This is a genomic window from Limosilactobacillus urinaemulieris, from assembly GCF_932750685.1.
Taxonomy (GTDB): domain Bacteria; phylum Bacillota; class Bacilli; order Lactobacillales; family Lactobacillaceae; genus Limosilactobacillus; species Limosilactobacillus urinaemulieris.
Genome location: NZ_CAKOBX010000008.1, coordinates 1 through 19694, shown reverse-complemented (window position 1 = coordinate 19694; position 19694 = coordinate 1). Strand labels below are relative to the sequence as shown.

15 protein-coding genes, 6 tRNA genes and 1 pseudogene are annotated in these 19694 nt (G+C 39.6%); 3 read left to right on the top strand and 19 right to left on the bottom strand.

Annotation, left to right across the window (positions count from 1 at the left end):
- From sufU to MR181_RS06405, 6 genes are all read right to left on the bottom strand, one after another.
- Positions 1-456 (bottom strand): Fe-S cluster assembly sulfur transfer protein SufU, encoded by a 456-nt coding sequence (sufU, locus tag MR181_RS06430; RefSeq protein WP_242336250.1) that lies wholly within the window; start codon positions 454-456, stop codon positions 1-3.
- Entirely contained in the window at positions 443-1678 is a 1236-nt protein-coding gene (locus tag MR181_RS06425) for an aminotransferase class V-fold PLP-dependent enzyme (RefSeq protein WP_242336247.1), read from the bottom strand. Before MR181_RS06425 ends, sufU begins: the two co-directional genes overlap by 14 nt.
- A complete protein-coding gene (gene sufD, locus MR181_RS06420) occupies positions 1671-2939 on the bottom strand; it encodes a Fe-S cluster assembly protein SufD (protein ID WP_242336244.1) in 1269 nt (422 codons plus the stop codon). Before sufD ends, MR181_RS06425 begins: the two co-directional genes overlap by 8 nt.
- 13 nt (positions 2940-2952) lie before the next feature.
- The gene (sufC, locus tag MR181_RS06415; RefSeq protein WP_191911380.1) at positions 2953-3750 is read right to left on the bottom strand and encodes a Fe-S cluster assembly ATPase SufC; all 798 of its coding nucleotides are present in this window, start codon (positions 3748-3750) and stop codon (positions 2953-2955) included.
- A 523-nt stretch (positions 3751-4273) separates the two neighbouring features.
- On the bottom strand, positions 4274-4927 hold the full coding sequence (apf, locus tag MR181_RS06410; RefSeq protein ID WP_191911381.1) for an aggregation-promoting factor: 654 nt from the start codon (positions 4925-4927) through the stop codon (positions 4274-4276).
- Positions 4928-5327: 400 nt separating this feature from the next.
- Positions 5328-7025, bottom strand: coding sequence for a phosphoenolpyruvate carboxykinase (locus MR181_RS06405; RefSeq protein ID WP_242336241.1), 1698 nt, complete (start codon positions 7023-7025; stop codon positions 5328-5330).
- Between the two features lie 178 nt (positions 7026-7203).
- On the opposite strand from MR181_RS06405, the gene MR181_RS06400 reads away from it, so the two are divergent.
- Entirely contained in the window at positions 7204-7707 is a 504-nt protein-coding gene (locus tag MR181_RS06400; protein ID WP_242336434.1) for an acyl-CoA thioesterase, read from the top strand.
- A gap of 67 nt (positions 7708-7774) precedes the next feature.
- Here MR181_RS06400 and MR181_RS06395 read toward each other — a convergent pair whose 3' ends face one another.
- From MR181_RS06395 to MR181_RS06365, 7 genes are all read right to left on the bottom strand, one after another.
- Positions 7775-8146 carry a heavy metal-binding domain-containing protein gene (locus MR181_RS06395; RefSeq protein WP_413230821.1) on the bottom strand — a complete coding sequence of 124 codons (372 nt, stop codon included), beginning with the start codon at positions 8144-8146 and terminating at the stop codon, positions 7775-7777.
- A gap of 369 nt (positions 8147-8515) precedes the next feature.
- On the bottom strand, positions 8516-9211 hold the full coding sequence (apf, locus tag MR181_RS06390; protein WP_242336238.1) for an aggregation-promoting factor: 696 nt from the start codon (positions 9209-9211) through the stop codon (positions 8516-8518).
- A 354-nt stretch (positions 9212-9565) separates the two neighbouring features.
- Positions 9566-10567, bottom strand: coding sequence for a SufD family Fe-S cluster assembly protein (locus MR181_RS06385; protein WP_242336235.1), 1002 nt, complete (start codon positions 10565-10567; stop codon positions 9566-9568).
- 12 nt (positions 10568-10579) lie between these two features.
- Positions 10580-11167 carry an anaerobic ribonucleoside-triphosphate reductase activating protein gene (gene nrdG / locus MR181_RS06380; RefSeq protein WP_102169087.1) on the bottom strand — a complete coding sequence of 196 codons (588 nt, stop codon included), beginning with the start codon at positions 11165-11167 and terminating at the stop codon, positions 10580-10582.
- A gap of 12 nt (positions 11168-11179) precedes the next feature.
- Positions 11180-13414, bottom strand: coding sequence for an anaerobic ribonucleoside-triphosphate reductase (gene nrdD / locus MR181_RS06375; protein ID WP_242336232.1), 2235 nt, complete (start codon positions 13412-13414; stop codon positions 11180-11182).
- Positions 13415-13774: 360 nt separating this feature from the next.
- Positions 13775-14509 (bottom strand): MMPL family transporter, encoded by a 735-nt coding sequence (locus MR181_RS06370; protein ID WP_242336229.1) that lies wholly within the window; start codon positions 14507-14509, stop codon positions 13775-13777.
- Positions 14510-14592: 83 nt separating this feature from the next.
- A complete protein-coding gene (locus MR181_RS06365) occupies positions 14593-16728 on the bottom strand; it encodes an MMPL family transporter (RefSeq protein ID WP_242336226.1) in 2136 nt (711 codons plus the stop codon).
- Between the two features lie 163 nt (positions 16729-16891).
- Here MR181_RS06365 and MR181_RS06360 point away from each other — a divergent pair, with 163 nt between their 5' ends.
- Together MR181_RS06360 and MR181_RS06355 are read left to right on the top strand one after the other, a co-directional pair.
- Positions 16892-17431, top strand: coding sequence for a TetR/AcrR family transcriptional regulator (locus MR181_RS06360; protein WP_242336223.1), 540 nt, complete (start codon positions 16892-16894; stop codon positions 17429-17431).
- A 304-nt stretch (positions 17432-17735) separates the two neighbouring features.
- A pseudogene (locus MR181_RS06355) lies at positions 17736-18971 on the top strand (ISL3 family transposase).
- Positions 18972-19139: 168 nt separating this feature from the next.
- On the opposite strand, the gene MR181_RS06350 reads toward MR181_RS06355, so the two are convergent.
- The 6 genes from MR181_RS06350 to MR181_RS06325 all read right to left on the bottom strand — a co-directional run bounded on the left by MR181_RS06350 (position 19140) and on the right by MR181_RS06325 (position 19694).
- A tRNA-Leu gene (locus MR181_RS06350) sits at positions 19140-19224 on the bottom strand.
- 28 nt (positions 19225-19252) lie between these two features.
- Positions 19253-19323 (bottom strand) — tRNA-Cys (locus MR181_RS06345).
- Positions 19324-19364: 41 nt separating this feature from the next.
- Positions 19365-19439, bottom strand: a tRNA-His gene (locus tag MR181_RS06340).
- A gap of 17 nt (positions 19440-19456) precedes the next feature.
- Positions 19457-19527, bottom strand: a tRNA-Trp gene (locus MR181_RS06335).
- Positions 19528-19533: 6 nt separating this feature from the next.
- A tRNA-Tyr gene (locus MR181_RS06330) sits at positions 19534-19616 on the bottom strand.
- Between the two features lie 5 nt (positions 19617-19621).
- Positions 19622-19694: transfer RNA gene (locus tag MR181_RS06325), tRNA-Phe, on the bottom strand.

Here is a 19694-nt window from a genome sequence, read left to right as displayed (position 1 = left end):
TTACTTGTCTCCTTTTGCATTCTTGAGCAGGGCTTCTTGCAGGGCCCACCAAGCTAAAGTTGCACACTTGATCCGGGTAGGAAACTCCATAATTTGGGTTAGTACACGAGCATCCCCTAACTTGTTCAATTCTTCTCCAGAGTGTTTTTCGCCAATTGCTTCATCAGAAAAGATTTTAGCAATCGTTAGTGCCTCTTCCATTGTTTTACCCATCATTACATCAGTTAGCATACTAGCTGAGGCCTGACTAATCGTGCATCCCTGACCGGTAAAGCCAATATCAGTTATTCTGTTATCTGCATCCAGATGAAGACTTAAGTTAATTGTGTCGCCACAAGTTGTATTGTGAAGCGTCTTTTCATTAGTAGCGTTAGCCACAGCATAATGATGATGAGGATTAGCTGCATGTTCTAAAATTACTGCCCGGTATAATTGATTTAATTTATCTAAGCTCACCCTTAAAGAACTCCTTTGTTTCTTTGATTGCATTAATTAACTGGTCACAGTCAGCTTGATTATTGTAAAACGCCAAACTAGCGCGAACGGTCGCATTGGTCCCCAGTGAATGAACAAGTGGTTCAGCACAATGGTGGCCCGCACGAACGGCTACTCCTTCCATGTCTAATGCCGTTGCAACGTCATGAGGGTGAAGAGTACCGAGATTGAATGAAACAACCCCAACGTGCTGCTGAGGCTTCTGTGAACCGTAAACTTTCACTCCAGGAATCGCAATTAATTTAGGTACTAAATAAGCCATTAATTCCGTATCCCGTATCTTTATTTGCGTCATCCCAACCTGTTCTAAATACTTAATTGCCGTTGCCAATCCTACTGCTCCCGCAATATTAGGAGTCCCTGCTTCAAATTTATACGGGATCTGATCCCACTGACTATTATCAAGTTGAACATCCGTGATCATTTCACCACCAAACTGGTAAGGTGGCATTTGTTCAAGGAGCTGTTGGTTTCCATATAAAACGCCAATTCCCGTTGGTCCCAACATTTTATGTCCCGAAAAAGCATAGAAGTCAGCTGCTAACTTTTGCACATCTATCGGAACATGACAAGCTGCTTGGGCACCGTCAACAACAATAATTGCCCCGTTCTGGTGAGCAACCTCTGCTAGTTCTCTGATTGGACTAACATTACCGAGAACATTGCCAATGTGGGCCACTGCAACAATTTTCGTTTTAGCGGTAATCTTTTGTTTGGCATCGGCTAAATCAATTTCACCGGTTGGGGTTAAATTAATGTATTTTAAGACCGCCTTTTTTCTGATCGCTAACTGCTGCCAAGGAATCAAATTGCTGTGATGTTCCGCAAGCGAAATTACGATTTCATCCCCCGACTCAATATTCTGCTCACCATAAGTGGCTGCAATTAAATTAATACTTTCGGTCGTTCCCCGGGTAAAGATTATCTCACGGGAACTTTTAGCATTAATGAAGCGTTGAACGATTTTACGAGCGTTCTCATATTCTGCAGTTGCCTTGAATGATAGCTGGTATGTTCCCCGGTGGACGTTAGCATTTTCTCGTTGATAAAAGCTGACTAACCGGTCAATAACGGACGTCGGTTTTAAGCTTGTCGCCGCATTATCAAGATAGGCAAGCCGTTCACCGTTCATATTTTGGTGTAATTCAGAAAAATCTTGACGGACAAGTTCCCAATTAGGCATTTTCCATTAACTTCCTTTCCAAAATATCAACCATTTCTTGGCGGACGTTTTTATCAGGAACCGCCGTAATTACCGCACTCAAAAATCCCCGGATTACCATTCGTTGTGCTTGGTGCAGGGGGATCCCCCGACTTAATAGGTAGTAAAGCTGATCCTGATTAATCTTGCCGACACTCGCTGCATGGCCCGCTTCAACGTCATTTTCATCAATCAACAAAATTGGATTCGCATCACCCGTTGCATGTGGTGACATCATCAATAAGCGGTTTTGTTGTTCAGCTTCAGATCCATGCGCTCCGTGAATAATTTGACCAATTCCATTGAAAATCAGTCGTGAATTACCAAGGGCGACCCCGCGTTGATTAATTAATCCCCGTGAATGAGGACTGCGGTTAATAACCCGATTATTAATCCCAAGCTGTTGGTCATTTGTGGTTAGGGCAATCAGTTGTGAGTTAGCATGTGCTCCTTCACCAATTAATTCTGAATCAATTCCACCGACAGTGTTGCATTCATTCATTAGGCCAATTGCCCAGTCAGCTTTAGCATAGTTCTTTATTGCTGCACGATATTGATAATAACTGGGACTTCGTTGTGCTAGGTGATCAAGTGAGGAAAAGTGGACTTCGCTATTTTCCTCAGCCATAATTTCCACAAAATTGGTTAACGGGTTATCTTGCTGACGGGAGGAAACTAAGTGATCAATGATTTGGAAACGACTATTTTCCCCAGCAACAATCAATAAATGAAAATTAATTGTCCCTTTAACAGCCTGATCAAAGTTAACCGTCAAGTGAAGTGGCTTTTTCAATTCAACATTACGAGGAACGTATATGAAAAGGCCTTGATTAATAAATGCAGTATGGTAAGCCGCAAGAAGGTTCTCGTCTGGTTGAATTACCTTTGCCAAGTACTTGGTTAGCATTTGAGGATGCTTCTTGATTATCGAACCCAGCTCGCTAATAATAAGCCCCTGTTTTTTCAGTGAATTTGGGAGCACAACTGTCACTTTCTGTGAACTTGCTTCTACTGTAACTTGATCAGAATCCGTTAGCCGTTCAACCGCTTCAGGAAAATGAAGAGGCGCTGACTGTGCGGAGATGAGTGGCCAATCTTGAAAATTAAATTTGGTTACTTTGGGCAACTGTGCAGTCGTTACATACTGAAATGCACTTTGGCGCAATTTAGCCAACTCTTCTGGCTCCTGATTCGTTACATATTGCTGAAGTTGGGATTTAAGGTGTGAATAACTAAATTTCATAATGTTAGTACCCCTACTTATCTTCGTCAACCAAGTCAACTTTTAAGCCAAGTTCATCACGCAATCCGGCATACCCCTCAGCTTCTAGTTTTTTCGCTAACTCAGGGCCCCCATCTTTAACAATTCGTCCACCCATCATTACATGAACTGTGTCGGGAACAATATAGTTTAGTAGTCGCTGGTAGTGGGTAATGATTAACGAACCGAAATTAGCACCCCGCATGGAATTAACTCCTCGAGAAACAACTTTCAAGGCATCGATATCCAGTCCTGAATCAATTTCGTCTAAAATCGCAAAGCTTGGTTTAATCATTAATAATTGAAGAATTTCGTTTCGCTTCTTTTCACCACCAGAAAAGCCTTCGTTAAGGTAACGTTCCGTCATCGACTCTTTCATATCTAGCAGTGCAAGTTTTTGGTCAAGTTCTTGGAGAAAATCCATAATTGAAATTTGGTTATCCTTTGGTCGCCGTGCATTCATGGCTGCTCGCAAGAATTCGGCATTGGTTACTCCTTGAATTTCAGCTGGATACTGCATTGCTAAAAATAATCCTTTTCGTGCACGCTCATCAACGGGCATCTCAAGGATACTCTCGCCATTTAATAAAATGTCACCTTGTGTAACATGATAATTGGGTTGTCCCATAATCGTCTGGGATAAAGTTGATTTTCCAGTCCCATTTGGTCCCATAATTGCATGAATTTCTCCGGTTTGCATTTTAAGGTTAACACCCTTAAGGATTTCCTTTTGTTGATGAGTTTCTTCGTCTTCAACCGCAACGTGAAGATCTTTTATCTGTAAAATTGCCATATTTAGTGTTCACTCCCTAATAAAACACAATATCATGATGTCAATTACCTATTTTACCAGTTTCTCTTGGGGATGAATAATTAGATTGAGAAAAAGAAGTTTGGTTATCGTAATTAAACTCAGTAAGATCGAAAAAAGCTAACTAGTGATGTACACTAATTAGCTTTTTGAATGTTATATGGTTAAGATTGGTTTCTCGGCAACATAGCCGAAACGCGTTCACCCTAAATTCACTCAAGATATTTTTCGGCAGCATAGTCGAAATGCGCTCGCCCTAAATTCACTCAAGATATTTCTCGGCAACATAGCCGAAATGCGTTCGCAGGAAAGCCCTTAAAGACAACAAACTCCCTCCCAGGTGCTTTCAGCACCCAGTCGGGAGAAATTGTTTCTCGGCACCATAGTCGAAACGCGTTCACCCTAAATTCACTCAAGATAACGAACTCCCGCCAATGGTGATTAACCACCATTGGCGGGAGAAATCGTTATCAACCGTGAATTTTATACGGGTTCACGCTCTATTTTAGTACCAACCGTGTGATTGCCAGAATGATTGTGCGGCACTCCAGGAACCGTAACGGCTAGCTACGTATTGGTCGGCTACTCGTTCTTGGTTTGCGGCGGAGTAGTCACCGTTAAGGTATGATGCGGATAATTGGTACTTACCAATGTATTGACCGTTTTGGGCACCGTAGTTACCACCTGATTCACGGGCAGCAATCCATGCCTTTGCGGCAGCATCGTTACCGGCTACGCTTGATGTGTAGTTACTGTAACTTGCAGCATTGCTTGCTGAAGTTGTTGCAGTTGCTGTTTGTGCAGCTGAGTTGTTAGTAGTAGCTGCAGAACTAGTTTGGTTGTTTTGAGTTGTGGTATTTGCTGATGGCAAAGTTTCAACTTGTTGTTGAGTAGCAGGTGCAACTTCACCGTCATCCTTAATTACTAACTTTTGACCAACGTAGATCAAGTTCTTGTTAGCAATGTTGTTGTTTGAGGCCAAAGTATCAACGAAAGTTAAATCATGACCTAATTTGTAAGAAATCCCAGAAAGGGTGTCGCCTGATTGAACAGTGTAAATACTGTCGGCGCTAGCGGTGGTTGCAGTAGCTACAGTACCTAAAGCAACGGCACCGGCAATGGCTGCTGTAATCTTAGCTGCTTTCTTAGATAACTTCATAAAAAAATCAATCCATCCTTTTCTCTTGTAAGTTTGTAAGTAATATGATGTTAATTGTTTTGGAAATTGATGTTTTAGATATCATCAACGGTTATATACTATACAGGTTCAGCGTTACGGATGGGTTACCACGATTTTTCAAATTCCGCTATTTTTGTAATTTTTTGTAACAAATATGCATCTTTTTCTTATATATTCATTTTACGAAAAGAGTCATTTACTGATATACCAACGTTCTTCGGTTATCCTAAATTTTTCCTTCGCTAATTTGGAAATCAACCAAATGTTCTATTATTTTACCAATTTTTAATTTAAAATCCCGATTTTAAGCTAAAAAAAGCCCCATAACACGTAAATGTTACAGGACTATTTCAATTATTGACGTCTTTGTAATTTGAATTTAGTTATTCATCAAAACATCGAGCAATTCAGAGGCAGACTCCTTCAATGCATCCTTAGACTTGTCATTTCCAAGGTGAGTGAAGATTTCACCAACATAAACTCCCTTATTAAATAGTTCAGTGAAGACCTTGTCGATAACTGGCTTAGTCTTTTCTGGTTCTTGAACAGGACCAAATGGGTTAGCAAAGAATGTCTTACTCATCCCAACTTCATCAGTTGTTCCCAAGGCCTTTCGTTGACCAGCAATAAAGACTTTTTCAGCTTCTTCCTTAGTGTCAAAGCGGTGAATTCCAACTTGATCGCTATAGTTGTTAGCATACAACCACATGTCAATATGATGGTGCTTAACAACATTTTGGTAAGTATCAGCTGGAATAATAACCCGGGCATTCTTCCGTTCTGGGTTCAAGTATACCCCACGGTCCATGTTGTTAAATGCAACCGCACTGCTCAAGTCGTCCAAACGAACAAAGGCACCAGTTTCTGTACCTTGTGCATAGATGTGACCATCATCAGTTAAGGTAAAGCTTCCCATATCATCAAAAATGGTTTCCATGCTAACAATTTTATCATCAGCTAATTCTTGTAAGGCTTCGATTGATTCTGACTTCCCGGCACCAGAGTCCCCAAAAAAGACAACGTTCTTTTCCTTACCATTAGTGAACTTGATCTTTAACATTGAACCGTGAATTGGCAAACGACCATTGTAAATTTGGTGAAGGTTATGAACGGTCAAGCACATCTTCTTCATGTAACCAAAGTAAGTGGTCTTGTCAGTATATGGTACTTCCCCAACCCAAATATCGTTCTTCTCATCGTGGTAATAGTGTGAAACCATTCCCTCAGTCTTTTCAAGGCCAAAGAGAACAACAAGATCTGGCTTTTGTCCTTCAACTTCTTCGGGTGATGCTAATTCAAACAAGTTTGAAAGAGCAATCCCGTTTACTAAGTAGTCAACGTTAAAGTAGATGAAGGCAAGACTTTCACCAATCTTAGCTGGATAACAGAACCACTTACCCCGTTCACCATGGAAACGATCGACCGGGTTCTCTTCTACAGCCGAGAAGACACCTTCCCGCTTGTTACTCTTAGTATGCATCATCATTGGTGGCCGGAGCATTACGGTATTGATGAAATCAATGTCACGCAGTTCTTCATAACCAGCAGGAATCTTCCAATCATGTTGTTGAACTAAAATTGTAGCGTTAGTTGCCGCATTGACTTGTCGGTAAGTCCGGTTTTCAAAGCCTTGAAGTTTTTCTTCAAGAATCCGGTAAAGCTTTCGTACCAAATCATTAAATTGGGTATCAATAGTCCGGAATTCGTTACCAACGATTTTATTATCATTGTAACTGATAACAGAAACCCGCAATAATGAACGATAGTATGAATACAATTCTTCGACACTAGCTAAGATATCTTTAGGATCATATTCATCAAAGGCACTATCATCGTCAAAAAGGATCTTCTTTAATACATCGATAAACTTATCAACACTGGCATTATCAAAAGCATCATCATCATTATCAGGGTTTCGTGAATCCAAGTATAATTTAACGATTTGCTTTACTTCATCACTATTTACTAATGAAGGAATATCAGTGAAGTAATTTTGACTGTAATTTAAGGTCGCTACTCCACGCTCAGGATTTACATATAGTGACTTAGTATCAATAATCTGACTGTCTTTTGACATTAATCTCATCCTTTCATCTCCGTAGTGTCTCTATTATAGTATATTTTTAAGAGAGAGATGAAAAAAATATTAACAAAATTTCATTTATTTACATAAAATACCAAATTTTATTAAAGAAAACGGTTTCTTAACTATGCTAAAATAAACTATAAGTAAATATTTTTAAGGAGAACCATGAATAATGAAGATAAATTGTAATGAAACCCTCGCCGTCTCTCTGCACCGTGTTTTCAATGCTGATCTAAATGAACACGGAACCGTTTTTGGCGGACGAATTTTAGAGCTAGTAGACGGTGAAGCATCTGTTGCCGCAATGCGTGTCACCCGCTCAACTGTCGTGACTGCCGCTATGGACCATGTTCAATTTCTTAAACCATTTCAACTCCAAGACTCAATGTGCATGGAAGCCTATGTTACAGGTGTTGGCCATAGATCATTAGAAGTGTTCGTCAAAGTCATTGGTGAACACTTGATGACTGGTGAACGTTTCGTCGGCTTTTCCTGCTTCATGACTTACGTGATCCAAGACCCTAAAAAAGTAATCCAGTACGACCAATTGATTCCACAAACAGCAGAGCAAAAAGCAATGGTAGCTGGCTATGCAGCTCGTCGCCAACATCGAAAAGAAAATCGCCAAAAACAAGCAGCAATTATTAACTCAATCAGTAAAGATAAGCCATAGAAAATTTAATTTAATAACGGCTCCTCAACTCCCGAAATGATTTGAAAGTTGAGAAGCCGTTAAGTATTTATTTGACTATTTTAACTGCAGTCCCATATGCCGTAACCGTTGAAGATGTGGACTCAAAGCGCATTGCTACTACTACATCTGCTCCTACTTGTTTGGCCTTATCCCGTAATACTTTAATTGCTTGCTCATGGGCAGACGTTTTCTCTTCCCCATTAGCAGTTCCAAATACTACTCCAATGATCCTGTAATCGTTCTCTGGAATTTTTTCAGTCGTTGTTAAAGTAATTTCATCGAATTCACTAATTACTGACTGTTTTTTCTTCTTTCGCCCCTGAGAAACGAAGCCTGCTAGGCCACGATTTATTCCTGCTCCATACATTTTTTTAGCACGATCAATTGATTCCTGATCATTTTTTGACTTAAACAGCATTTATCTCCCACACCTATTCATAGATTATTGTATTTAGATTATAACAAAAACTTTCGATAATAATGGACAACACTATTATCGAAAGTTTTTTACTATTTTATTACTGAAACACGTTCGCAGGAAAGCCCTTAGAGATAACAAACCCCTGCCTAGGCGCAAGTCGCCCTCGGCAGGGAAAATTGTTATAGGCACCATAGTCGAAACGCGTTCACCCTAAATTCACTCAAGATATTTCTCGGCAACATAGTCGAAATGCGCTCGCCAGGAGCTTGCTAGAGATAACAAACCCCTGCCTAGGCGCAAGTCGCCCTCGGCAGGGGAAATTGTTATCTTTCCGCAAGCTCTTAACTGGCTCGCGCTCTATCTATTTTAGTACCAACCGTGTGATTGCCAGAATGATTGTGCGGCACTCCAGGAACCGTAACGGCTAGCTACGTATTGGTCGGCTACTCGTTCTTGGTTTGCGGCGGAGTAGTCACCGTTAAGGTATGATGCGGATAATTGGTACTTACCAATGTATTGACCGTTTTGGGCACCATAGTTACCACCTGATTCACGGGCAGCAATCCATGCCTTTGCGGCAGCATCATTACCGGCTACGCTTGATGTGTAGTTACTGTAACTTGCAGCATTGCTTGCTGAAGTTGTTGCAGTTGCGGTTTGTGCCTGAGTATTTGCTGAAGCAGCTTGTTGTGGTTGTGCTTGGCTTTGACTAGCAGCACTAGTTGAGGTAGCTGCAGAACTAGTTTGGTTAGCAGTATTTGCTGATGGTAAGGTTTCAACTTGTTGTTGAGTAGCAGGTGCAACTTCACCGTCATCCTTAATTACTAACTTTTGACCAACGTAGATCAAGTTCTTGTTAGCAATGTTGTTGTTTGAAGCTAATTTATCAACAAAAGTTAAATCATGACCTAACTTATATGAAATTCCTGATAAGGTGTCACCGCTTTGCACCGTGTAAATTGAGTCGGCGTTAGCGGTTGTGGTAGTTGCGATAGTACCTAAGGCAACAACCCCGGCTACAGCAGCTGTAACTTTAGCGATGTTCTTCGATAACTTATTCATATAAATGAAATACCTTCCTTTTCTCAAATGTTGTTTCAAATTTCTAATTATTAATTTAAGTTGTTGATGACCTCATCAACGGTTTCTAATATACACGATTAAAATTACACGGTAGTTACCACAGATTATCAATTTCAGCCTTTTCCGTAATCTGATGTAACAAAAGGTTTATTTTCACTCTTGAGAAATGATAACGGATCCCAATAGCAAGCGATCTAAGTGTCCTTCCTTATCAAATCATTTATAAAATATATTTTGTAATAAAGAAAAATAAAAAAGGCTAAATTAAGGATTTCCGACCGTTAATTTAGCCTTTTTATCACTATTTTGTGCGTTTTTGTAACCGTTTTGTAACTAAGAATGACGCACTAACCATGAATCGGCTGGTAATTGCGCCCTAAAGAAGTCACCAGAAGCATTAAAACGGGGAGCCTTTTCTTGATCATCTACCACTATCCTATCACTACTAGCAATAATGCGGTGCTGATGAAGCTCTAATGGTTCCTCATCCACAGTGGCTAATTTCCCCCACTTTATTTGAGCATTGGAATCAACCCATCCCCACTCATTTACTTGGGCACTAGTGTTTTCACCGTAGCCATCAACCTGAGTAACCACCTCTTGCTGGCAGTCAGCCTCAACCATCGAAGCTAGCTGGATATTCCAATGCGCATCAGAACCATCAAGAAAACTATAAAAGCTACTGTATCCATGCTGATTCTCTGGAATAACCCCTTCAATCTCAAGCTTTGAACCACGTGCTTGATAAGCATGAACCGCTTGACGAACTAAATCACCATAATAACAGTTATTTTGGCAGAACTTCACCTGAGCGCCCGTTCCCAGCAAAATTTCAGTAGCAGCGTATAACGGAGCCTGCGTTTCATAACTACTCTCTTCAATAATCGTTACCTGAGCGCCTGCACCAACAATAATTAGATTATGCGGATTATTGCTCCTCGTAACTAACCCAATTTTCAATGGTTCCTCTAGTTTTGTATTATCTGGAACATAAATGAATTGCCCAGTATCCATCAATGCCAGGTGAAGTGCGTTCAACTGGTTGTCCTGCCAGCGAACTGCTTTCTCCATCAAGTTTTCCTGTAATAATTCAGGATATTTCTGAACGGCTAGGTTAATTGGCAGTGCCACAAAATCATCCCCGTCATGATTCAGCAACGAAGATTCATCATTGGCAGCAAGATTTGGTTGTTGCCACTTTGTTAACCATGCTTGTTGCTGATTGGCTAACGGAAACCGTTTTTGCAGCATTATTGCTAATGAACGTTTCTTTTGTAGCCAGTCTGGTTGCCCCTGGCTAGCCTTTTGGACAGTCTTCAATAATTCTTCATTCATTAATCTCACCTGTTAATGGACTAACTTATCCCAAATGACTACCTTGCCACTAGCGAATGACTTCGGAACATCAATAATCCGTTGGTTGGAACTACCCCGGAATTGTAAGGTCAGATCCTTTTTTGCCAATAAAAACCGGCCATCAACCAAGATATCAATATTATGAAGCATTTCCAGTTTATCATCAGAATCCTTCAATAGTTCCTCCCAGGTATATCCAGACCATGACCAAATATCTTTAGTATGGCCGAATTCCTTTCGTAGCCGATGAATTAACTTTAAACAAACCTGGGTGTTTAAGAACGGTTCGCCACCAAGAAGAGTAAGCCCCTGAACATAGCTTTGCGAAAGATCCTCCATTATCTGATCTTCAAGTTCCTGAGTATAAGGCTGCCCATAGTGGAAGTTTTGTGCCGCCTTATTGTAGCAACCCGGACAATTAAATAAACAACCACTGACATAGACGCTGCAACGAACCCCTTCACCATCAACAAAATTAAATGGCTTATAGTCCGCTACGTATTGAAGTGAATGATCCTTTGCTAACCATTCTTTTGGTTGTGGATTTTTGGGTAATCTTTGCGGTCTTTTCTCTACCATTTTAATCCCCCACTAAATTTGATCGCCATTAATGGCAGCCCGATCTTCTTTTGAATCGAATTGACGATTTTGTTCAAACTGAGCAGCCGACTTAATCATTGAAGAACTCATATGCTTTACTCGGTGGATGATTTCCTCGTGCCGACCATGAACCATTGGCCGCTGTTGTGGATTACCTAAGTAGCCACAAGTCCGCTTAACAACATCACACGTTGCCGGATCATGGTTTCCACATTGCGGACACTTAAATCCACGTGCAGTTGCCTCAAACTCACCTTTAAATCCACACTTAAAGCATTGATCAATTGCAGTATTTGTTCCTAAGTAACCGACATGATCATACGCCCAGTCCCAAACTGCTTCGAGCGCCTTAGGATTTTGGCGAAGGTTTGGATATTCGCAATAGTGGATAAAGCCACCTGCAGCTTGGTATGGAAATGCTTCTTCAAATTCTAGCTTTTCAAATGGTGTTGGGTGCTTGCGAACATCATAGTGAAAACTATTAGTGTAATATTCCTTATCAGTAACATCTTCAATCCGACCAAACTTTTTGAGGTCATCTTGACAGAAAGTATCAGTTAATGATTCAGCAGGAGTTGAGTAAAGACTATAATGGTAGCCCTCTTCACTTTCCCACTTAGCACAAAGTTCATGCATCGCCTTAGCAATCGAAACTGCAAAGTCATGAGCTTCCTGGTTGTGTTCCCAATTTGAACCATAAAAAGTGGTGCAAACTTCATATAATCCAATGTATCCCAGAGAAATAGTTGCTCGGCTATTCTTAAAGACTTCATCAACACTATCAGTCCGCTTTAGTCGCTTACCAAACGCACCGTACATGTAAAGCAATGGCGCATTTTCGGGCTTAGCCTGCTTTGTCCGGGCAATTCGGTACTTCAAGGCAGTGTGACAAATATTCATCTTTTCTTGGAAAATTTGCCAAAAGAGTTCCTTATCACCTTGAGCTTCAAGGGCAATCCGCGGTAAGTTAACCGTTACAACTCCAAGATTCATTCGACCAGAATTAACCTCTTTACCAGTTTCCGGGTCTTTCCACCCTTGTAAGAACGAACGACATCCCATTGGCGTCTTAAAACTACCAGTGATTTCTTTGATTTTATCGTACATTAATAGGTCCGGGTACATCCGCTTAGTTGAACATTCAAGTGCAAGCTGCTTAATATCATAATTTGGATCACCAGGTTGTAAGTTTAGTCCACGCTTTAGTGTAAAAATCAATTTAGGGAAGATGGCCGTCCGGTGTTCTTTCCCCAATCCCTTAATTCGGATCTTCAAAATTGCTTTTTGGATTTCCCGACTAATCCAACTGGTTCCTAGACCAAAGTTGATTGTGGTAAATGGTGTTTGACCCTGGCTTGAATATAGAGTGTTGATCTCATATTCCAGGGCCTGCATTGCATCATAGATATCCTTCTTTGTCTTCGCCCGAGCAAATTCTTCCCGCTTTTCAGGAGCAATCCACTCCTCAGCATCCTTCATATGCTTTTGGTAATTCAATTTAGCATATGGTTCCAATAATTGGTCAATCCGGTTAGCGGAACAACCTCCATATTGTAACGAAGCTACGTTTGCAATGATTTGGGACATCTGGGCAGTTGCCGTTTGAATTGAACGTGGTGAAGAAACCCAAGCATTCCCAATTTTGAAGCCATTTTTGAACATTTCATCAAAGTCAATCAGACAACAATTAGTTTCAGGAGTCACTGGTGAATAGTCCAAATCATGCCAGTGAATATCGCCACGTAAATGCGCCTTAGCAACTAAGTCAGGTAACATTCTCAATCCCAAAGCACGGCTAACGACCCCTGCTTCCAGATCCCGTTGCGTATTAAAAACGTGACTATCCTTATTCGCGTTTTCGTGGACAACTCGAGAATTGCGGTCAAACAATTGACTAAGCTTGTATTGTGGATCAGTTGCTTCCGCGAAGTTTTCTTCGTCTTGACGGCGATAGTTAACATATTTTTGGGCCAAAATGTTTTGGTCTGCTTTCTTTAGCCCCGAAATAAATGCCTGTGCAATTTCAATCGTAGAAACTGTTTTCTTTCCCATGAAGGAGAGCAGCTCTTGGTAAACAGCAGCTTTCGTTTTATCATCAGCATCTAGTTCTTTTAACACTAAGTCAATCTTATAGCCGTAAAAGGGTGTCTCGGTGCCGTCACGCTTTACAACCTTTACATCGGTAAGATTTTGTAAACTTGTATCATTCATTAACTCTATTTTCATTTCTGCAGACCCCTCTTTTATTGTTTAACGATTGCTATCTTACTATTGAATAAATTGAAGAGAAAGGTTGACTTCCCTAACACAATATGTAGGGGGTAGGATATTATATCTACTATTTATTGTGATTTTTACTCAATTGAGACAATCTAATTAAGAATGATAAAGTACAAAGTCCTGCCTTATTAACTTTCTCCTGAATTTTGTATTGAAAATCCGTCTTTTTTCTCTTTCTCATATTATCAATAGATAAATCACCTAACTAAGAATTTATTAATCTGGATATATGAAAAATAATTCATGTATAGCTAATCCTTAACTGCTTACTTTAATAAAATTTAGTGGAGAGGTCTAAATTTACGGTTATTTTGTATTACTTTTTATTTTGATTCCCTTATTAACTCGTGAATCATAAGTTAGCTTAACATATGCAGACATGATAATTGGCAATACGGTTACCAAAATCATCAAGCCAAGAATCACAGCAATCGCAACCTGAATTAAAGTCATGATTCCAGATGGGATTAGAGCAGTAAAGGTTCCACTCAAAATAATAATTGCCGACATCACAACAGTACCAATAACGGTTGCAGATTGTAGAATATGCTTAACCTGATTGCCAGGATCCACTAGTTCTTCATCTCGATAACGCATCATCAAGAAAATGCTGTAATCGACTCCTAGCTCGACAAGCATAATAAAGGTAAAAAAGGGTGCATTCCACGTTAACATTTGCTCATGAAGCAAGTACTGTGCAATAAGGGTTGTTAGATTAATGGCAGTATAGTAGGTTCCAACCAGAGTAGCAATAATCACCATTGGTTGAAGAACTGACCGCGTAAAAAACAGTAAGGCAATCCCAATACCAATAATCATGATCATAGCAGTCCGTGTGAAGTCTCCCTGAGATAACGTCTCAAGATCAAGATTTTGTGACGTTTGACCACCAATTGCCAATTTGGCCTTACTTAATGATGTCGCTTTTATCTGTGCTTTAACATCTTTTTCAAGTTGCTTAACTGTTTTGGCAGCAGCATGGCTATTAGGATCAGCTTTTAAGACTACTGATAATTGTGTTAATTGACGATTTTTATTCATATAAATATTGTAGGAAGTTACAAGATCACTATTATTAAGCTTATTTTGTGGAATGTTTAACTGGTTACCTACTGGTGAGTTTCTTAATATAACTGGACCTCATTATTTATTCCATTTTGAACTTTATCTAATCCGCTAACTGCCTGGTTTAAGCCGGCTTCTAGCTGACTTAACTGACTGGTCATCGCTTGTAGTTGGTGATTTAGTTGTTGAACTCCACCGTTAACTTGATTAATGCCACCATTTAACTGTTGACCTCCACTAGCCAATTGAGTGCCAGCTGTCTTTAGCTGATTTCCATTACGAATCAGTTCACTACTCCCGCTAGTTAGTTGGCTAATCCCTTGGCTTAATGTTGGAACTTGCTGGTTAATCGTGGTTAATGCTCCAGCTAGCTGACTTGTTCCTTGATTTAATTGACTGGCAATTGCAAAGTAAGATCCATTGGAATGGCTAGTCATCAGTGATGATAGTTGTTGGATCTGCTGGTTAGCTTCTGTTACCGATTGATTTAATTTCTGACTAGCAGAAGTCACCTGATTAATACCGCTTGCAAATGAATTAATCCCCACTTGTAATTGACCAATTCCGCTCGCTAGTTGATTAGTTCCTGCAAGGTATCGATTTAGACCAGTGTTGAATTGACCACTAGCATCAGCTAACCGTTGACTTCCATCTGCTAATTGTTGGACTTGTGCAAGTTGCTCCTTAACGTTAGCACTAGCCAGTTGATTACGAGCATTCTGCAAACCATTCTTGATCGTTGTTAAACCAGTCTGTGATTGTTGTAAGCCAGTTAAAACAGTCTTCAATTGATTTTTGACATAAAGCTGGTTCAGCGGCTTCCCGGTTGGCTGGGTAACCGACATTACTGACTTCACCCCTGAATTCTTCTTAACAGCATTGGTAATCTGATCAATTGCTGCCAAATCCTGCTGGTTGTTTAAGGGATGGTTTAACTTAATGTTAATCGTGGTTGGTGAAATTTTCCCCTTTGAGAAATCACGTTGGGCAATCAAGTATCCCTTCTTAATTGGATTGTTATTCGGCACCTCATCAGCTGAATTAAAGTTTAATTGTTGCGGAGCATTCACAATTGTTATCCCTGCAATCACCCCCAAAATCACAATATAAATCAGCGGCTGTTTCAATCCCCGTTGTGATAGGAACTGCCAAAATTGACTTGATTGCTGAATCTTAAAATTATGTGACGGCCAAAATAGTTTTCTTCCTAACACAGCCATAAAGAAATAGTTTAGAGTTAGTAATACTGCTAATAGAACTAAAACACCGACCGAACAACTAACTGCTGATCGATAAAAAGAAAATTTAGCAAAACTTAACGAAGCAAATCCAATAAAGACTGATAATCCGCTGTATAAAATTGTTCGGCCAGCTGACGCTTTGACAACTTTAATTGCTTGATACTGATTGCTGTTTGCAAGCTCCTCTTTGAATTTATCGTACAGCAAAATATTATAATCAGTACCAATTCCAAACAGAATGATCACTAAAAAGACCTGTGTAAAGTCAGAAGTGGGAAAATTAAAATACTTGGCAAGATTCATCACTAAACTTAGAGAAATAATCATCGCAATTCCCACATTTAATAACGAAACTAGGGGAATGATCAACGAACGAAAAACCAGCACTAATACGATAAAAATAAAGATAATAGCAATAACCTCAGTCTTCTTTATTCCCTCTTCGGTCGTATTAGAAAATTCATCCGCTAATAAAGCATCACTAGTAACATATGTCTGTAACCCTTCAATCTTTAAAAGTCGCTTGATCCGTTGTGCCTGGTGATCAAAGTTAGCTGTTTTCTCAACATCAACATTAACCAATTCAGTTTGCTGGTTGCGAGAAATAACCTGTTTAGCAACATCTTTACCATTTAATGCACTGGTAATTTTTGTGACCTGGTAATTATTTTTTTGACGGGCTAATTGTTTAACCCGATCATTGATCTTTCTCTGATCCTTCTGATTTATCTTGCTCTCCTTATGATAGACAATTACAACCGAACTAGAATTTTTTCCTGTCTGCATCTCCTTATTCAACTTATGCGCTTGAAAACTTTCACTAGTTGACGGTAAAGTCACCTGACCTTTTTGCCGAATCAATGCTGAAATGTCGGGTAACATAACTACTGATATTACAGTTAGAAATAACCAGATAATAATTGTCGCAACATAGTTTCTACGTATCCAATTCATTTAATTTTGCTCCTCTTTTAGTTTTTGAACAGCTGTTGATTAATTGACATACGTATAATATATTATGGCTAGTAAGTTAAACAATGGTTAATCTATGGAATAATGTCAAATTTTGAACATCTTAACCTAATTTGTCGATAAAAAAGAAAATGGAGAGAATAAAATGACTGATCGCCGTGTAAATAGAACCAAACGTCAAATAAAAAAAGCTTTAATTAATCTACTTAGCAAAAAGGAACTTTCCCGCATTACTGTGTCTGAAATCACTAATCTAGCTGATATTGGTCGGGGAACTTTTTATACGCATTATCAAGATATCTATGATCTTTATCACTCATTAATTAATGAATTAGCTAAAGATCTTTTGAATATTTTTAGTAAGTATTATTCACAGGCAACTAAAGACAATAATTTTATTCCATTATTTCAGGCTCTTTCAGACTATATCTCAACGCAGCAAGACTTGCTCACTATGCTTGCTAGTAAACAAAATAGTGAATTAACAATTAGCTATCTTCAAGATCGCTTTAAACACGAATTAGTTAATTACGATAATTCAACTGGGCTAGAACAAATTATCGGTAATATTTACGGAGTTGCAGGAATTTTTATTGACTGGCTGCAAGGTAAAATAAAAGCCTCACCAGAAGAATTAGGAGAAGCTATCGGGAAATTTGCGAATAAATATTGGATTATAGATTAAACTTTGATTTTCTCTTTTTACCGTGTAATGTAGGCACACTATCTATTGTCATTTAAGCAGCTAAATGTGGTCGACTTCGTTTTACTTTAGCTGATGATTCCTGCTTACGCTTATTTGCCGATTTTGCCTTAGTGGTAAAACTAGGCATTATAATTTCATTTTTTCTTCCATAGAAAAAGGGGTATACACTTTCTGGTATTGGTACAACATCAATGCCAGTTTTTTTGTCCACAAAAAGGACAGCTGCTGCCCTCGTGTTGTACAATCAATTCACCACAAAAATCATGTAAAGAAGGTTATGCAGATGTCCCAAAACAATTCTATCCTAAATCTCCTCGGAATTGAAGACCAGAATATCAAGGTTCTCAAAGTCGAAACTATTTTGAAAAACAATGAAGAGTGGAAACTGATTCATGCTTCACTGACTTATCCCGTGGATCGCTGTAAAAACTGTGGATTTAAATCAGTGGTCAAAAACGGCTTGCGAAAAAGTCATCTTCGTTTGGCAAGTCTTAACGGTACTCGATATGAAATGATTCTAGCTAAGCAACGTTACTATTGTTCCAATTGTCAAACTACTTTTGGTGCTATTACACAATTAACTAAACATAATCATACTCTTTCCCGAGATCTTAAAAATCAAATCATGGCATTAGTTCGTGAAGGTTTGAATGGCGAGCTAATCGCTCGCCTTTGTCATTGTTCAGCCAGTAGTGTTCGTCGGACCATCACCGAACGAGTTGAACCTCATTATCGAATGGCCGCCCTGCCTAAACACCTCTGCTTTGATGAATTCCGTTCAACGAAGTCCATCATGTCATTTATCTGTTGTGACAGTGAAACTCACCAACTGGTAGTTAAGCTCCACGATCGACTCTCACCTTCCATCATCGACTACTTTGAGAATCGCTATAGTCGGGCTGAACGGGCTCAAGTAGAAACCGTTGTTATCAATCTCAATGCTCAATACCAAAGTTTCATTTACCGCCTCTTCCCTAATGCCAAAATCATTATTGATCGGTTTCATATCGTCCAATTAGCCGGACGGGCTTTAGATAACTGTCGAATCAATCTTCTTAAGACCCTCGATAAGCATAGTCGTGAATATAAAATTATGAAAACTTAATGGCGGTTATTCCATCTTAAGCAGACCAAGCTTAATCCCGAAAAGCCAGTTTATCTTCGGGGAATAAACGAATATATGACTAAGCAAAACGCCGTCGATCTAATCACTAGTAAATTCACTGACTTTAAGGCAGTTTACCAAACATACCAAGGAATTACTCAAGCCATTCATGAAAGTGATCCTGAACTGCTTAAAGCAGTTCTTCAGGACTATCGGACTACCAATACTGAAATGGACACGTCGATTAATACCCTAAAGAAGAATCGACAAGCAGTTATTAATAGTACTAAGTATGAATTCTCGAATGGTCCACTAGAAGGAATTAATCGTAAAATTAAAACACTCAAACGAACCTGTTATGGCTTTGCCAATCAAAAATTTTTCTTTTTAAGAATTGATTGTCTTTTTGCATAAAAAATACCACCCACATTTATGTGAGTGGCATCGATATCCATCAATACCAGTTGACAGATACCCAACATTACTTGACGTAGAACTAAAAAAGTAGGTTGAAGCTAAAGATTTCAAGCCTCAACCTACTTTCAATATTTGCTAACTAACACTAGCCATTCATCTAAAGTATGCCTCCGGTGGGGGTCGAACCCACACTCCCTCAACGGGAACTGGATTTTGAGTCCAGCGCGTCTGCCAATTCCGCCACAGAGGCAAAATATTAGTATTAGTTAACAACTAAAAGGTGGTAATCGGATTTGAACCGATGATAAAGGTTTTGCAGACCTCTGCCTTACCACTTGGCTATACCACCAAATAGTTAACGTTAAAAGTAATAAATCCCTTTTAACAAAGGGCGGTATGTGGGATTCGAACCCACGCGTGCCGGACCCACAAACCGGTGTGTTAACCAAACTTCACCAATACCGCCAAAAAATTCATAAAAGCAGGGATAGTAGGAATCGAACCCACAATGACGGTTTTGGAGACCGTAGTTATACCGTTTAACTATATCCCTATAAAGTGGGGGAGAGTGGATTCGAACCACCGAACCCGAAGGAACGGTTTTACAGACCGTCGCGTTTAACCAGACTTCGCTACTCCCCCATAAATGGCGCGGGACGGAATCGAACCGCCGACACACGGAGCTTCAATCCGTTGCTCTACCAACTGAGCTACCGAGCC

Excerpts from the sequence above, each read along its gene's own strand:
- sufC (WP_191911380.1), bottom strand. The coding sequence starts at position 3,750 with ATGGCAATTTTACAGATAAAAGATCTTCACGTTGCGGTTGAAGACGAA.
- MR181_RS06395 (WP_413230821.1), bottom strand. The coding sequence starts at position 8,146 with ATGCTGTTTAAGTCAAAAAATGATCAGGAATCAATTGATCGTGCTAAA.
- nrdD (WP_242336232.1), bottom strand. The coding sequence starts at position 13,414 with ATGAAAATAGAGTTAATGAATGATACAAGTTTACAAAATCTTACCGAT.
- MR181_RS06425 (WP_242336247.1), bottom strand. The coding sequence starts at position 1,678 with ATGCCTAATTGGGAACTTGTCCGTCAAGATTTTTCTGAATTACACCAA.
- MR181_RS06370 (WP_242336229.1), bottom strand. The coding sequence starts at position 14,509 with ATGAATAAAAATCGTCAATTAACACAATTATCAGTAGTCTTAAAAGCT.
- MR181_RS06360 (WP_242336223.1), top strand. The coding sequence starts at position 16,892 with ATGACTGATCGCCGTGTAAATAGAACCAAACGTCAAATAAAAAAAGCT.
- nrdG (WP_102169087.1), bottom strand. The coding sequence starts at position 11,167 with ATGGTAGAGAAAAGACCGCAAAGATTACCCAAAAATCCACAACCAAAA.
- apf (WP_191911381.1), bottom strand. The coding sequence starts at position 4,927 with ATGAAGTTATCTAAGAAAGCAGCTAAGATTACAGCAGCCATTGCCGGT.
- apf (WP_242336238.1), bottom strand. The coding sequence starts at position 9,211 with ATGAATAAGTTATCGAAGAACATCGCTAAAGTTACAGCTGCTGTAGCC.
- MR181_RS06405 (WP_242336241.1), bottom strand. The coding sequence starts at position 7,025 with ATGTCAAAAGACAGTCAGATTATTGATACTAAGTCACTATATGTAAAT.
- MR181_RS06385 (WP_242336235.1), bottom strand. The coding sequence starts at position 10,567 with ATGAATGAAGAATTATTGAAGACTGTCCAAAAGGCTAGCCAGGGGCAA.
- sufD (WP_242336244.1), bottom strand. The coding sequence starts at position 2,939 with ATGAAATTTAGTTATTCACACCTTAAATCCCAACTTCAGCAATATGTA.
- MR181_RS06365 (WP_242336226.1), bottom strand. The coding sequence starts at position 16,728 with ATGAATTGGATACGTAGAAACTATGTTGCGACAATTATTATCTGGTTA.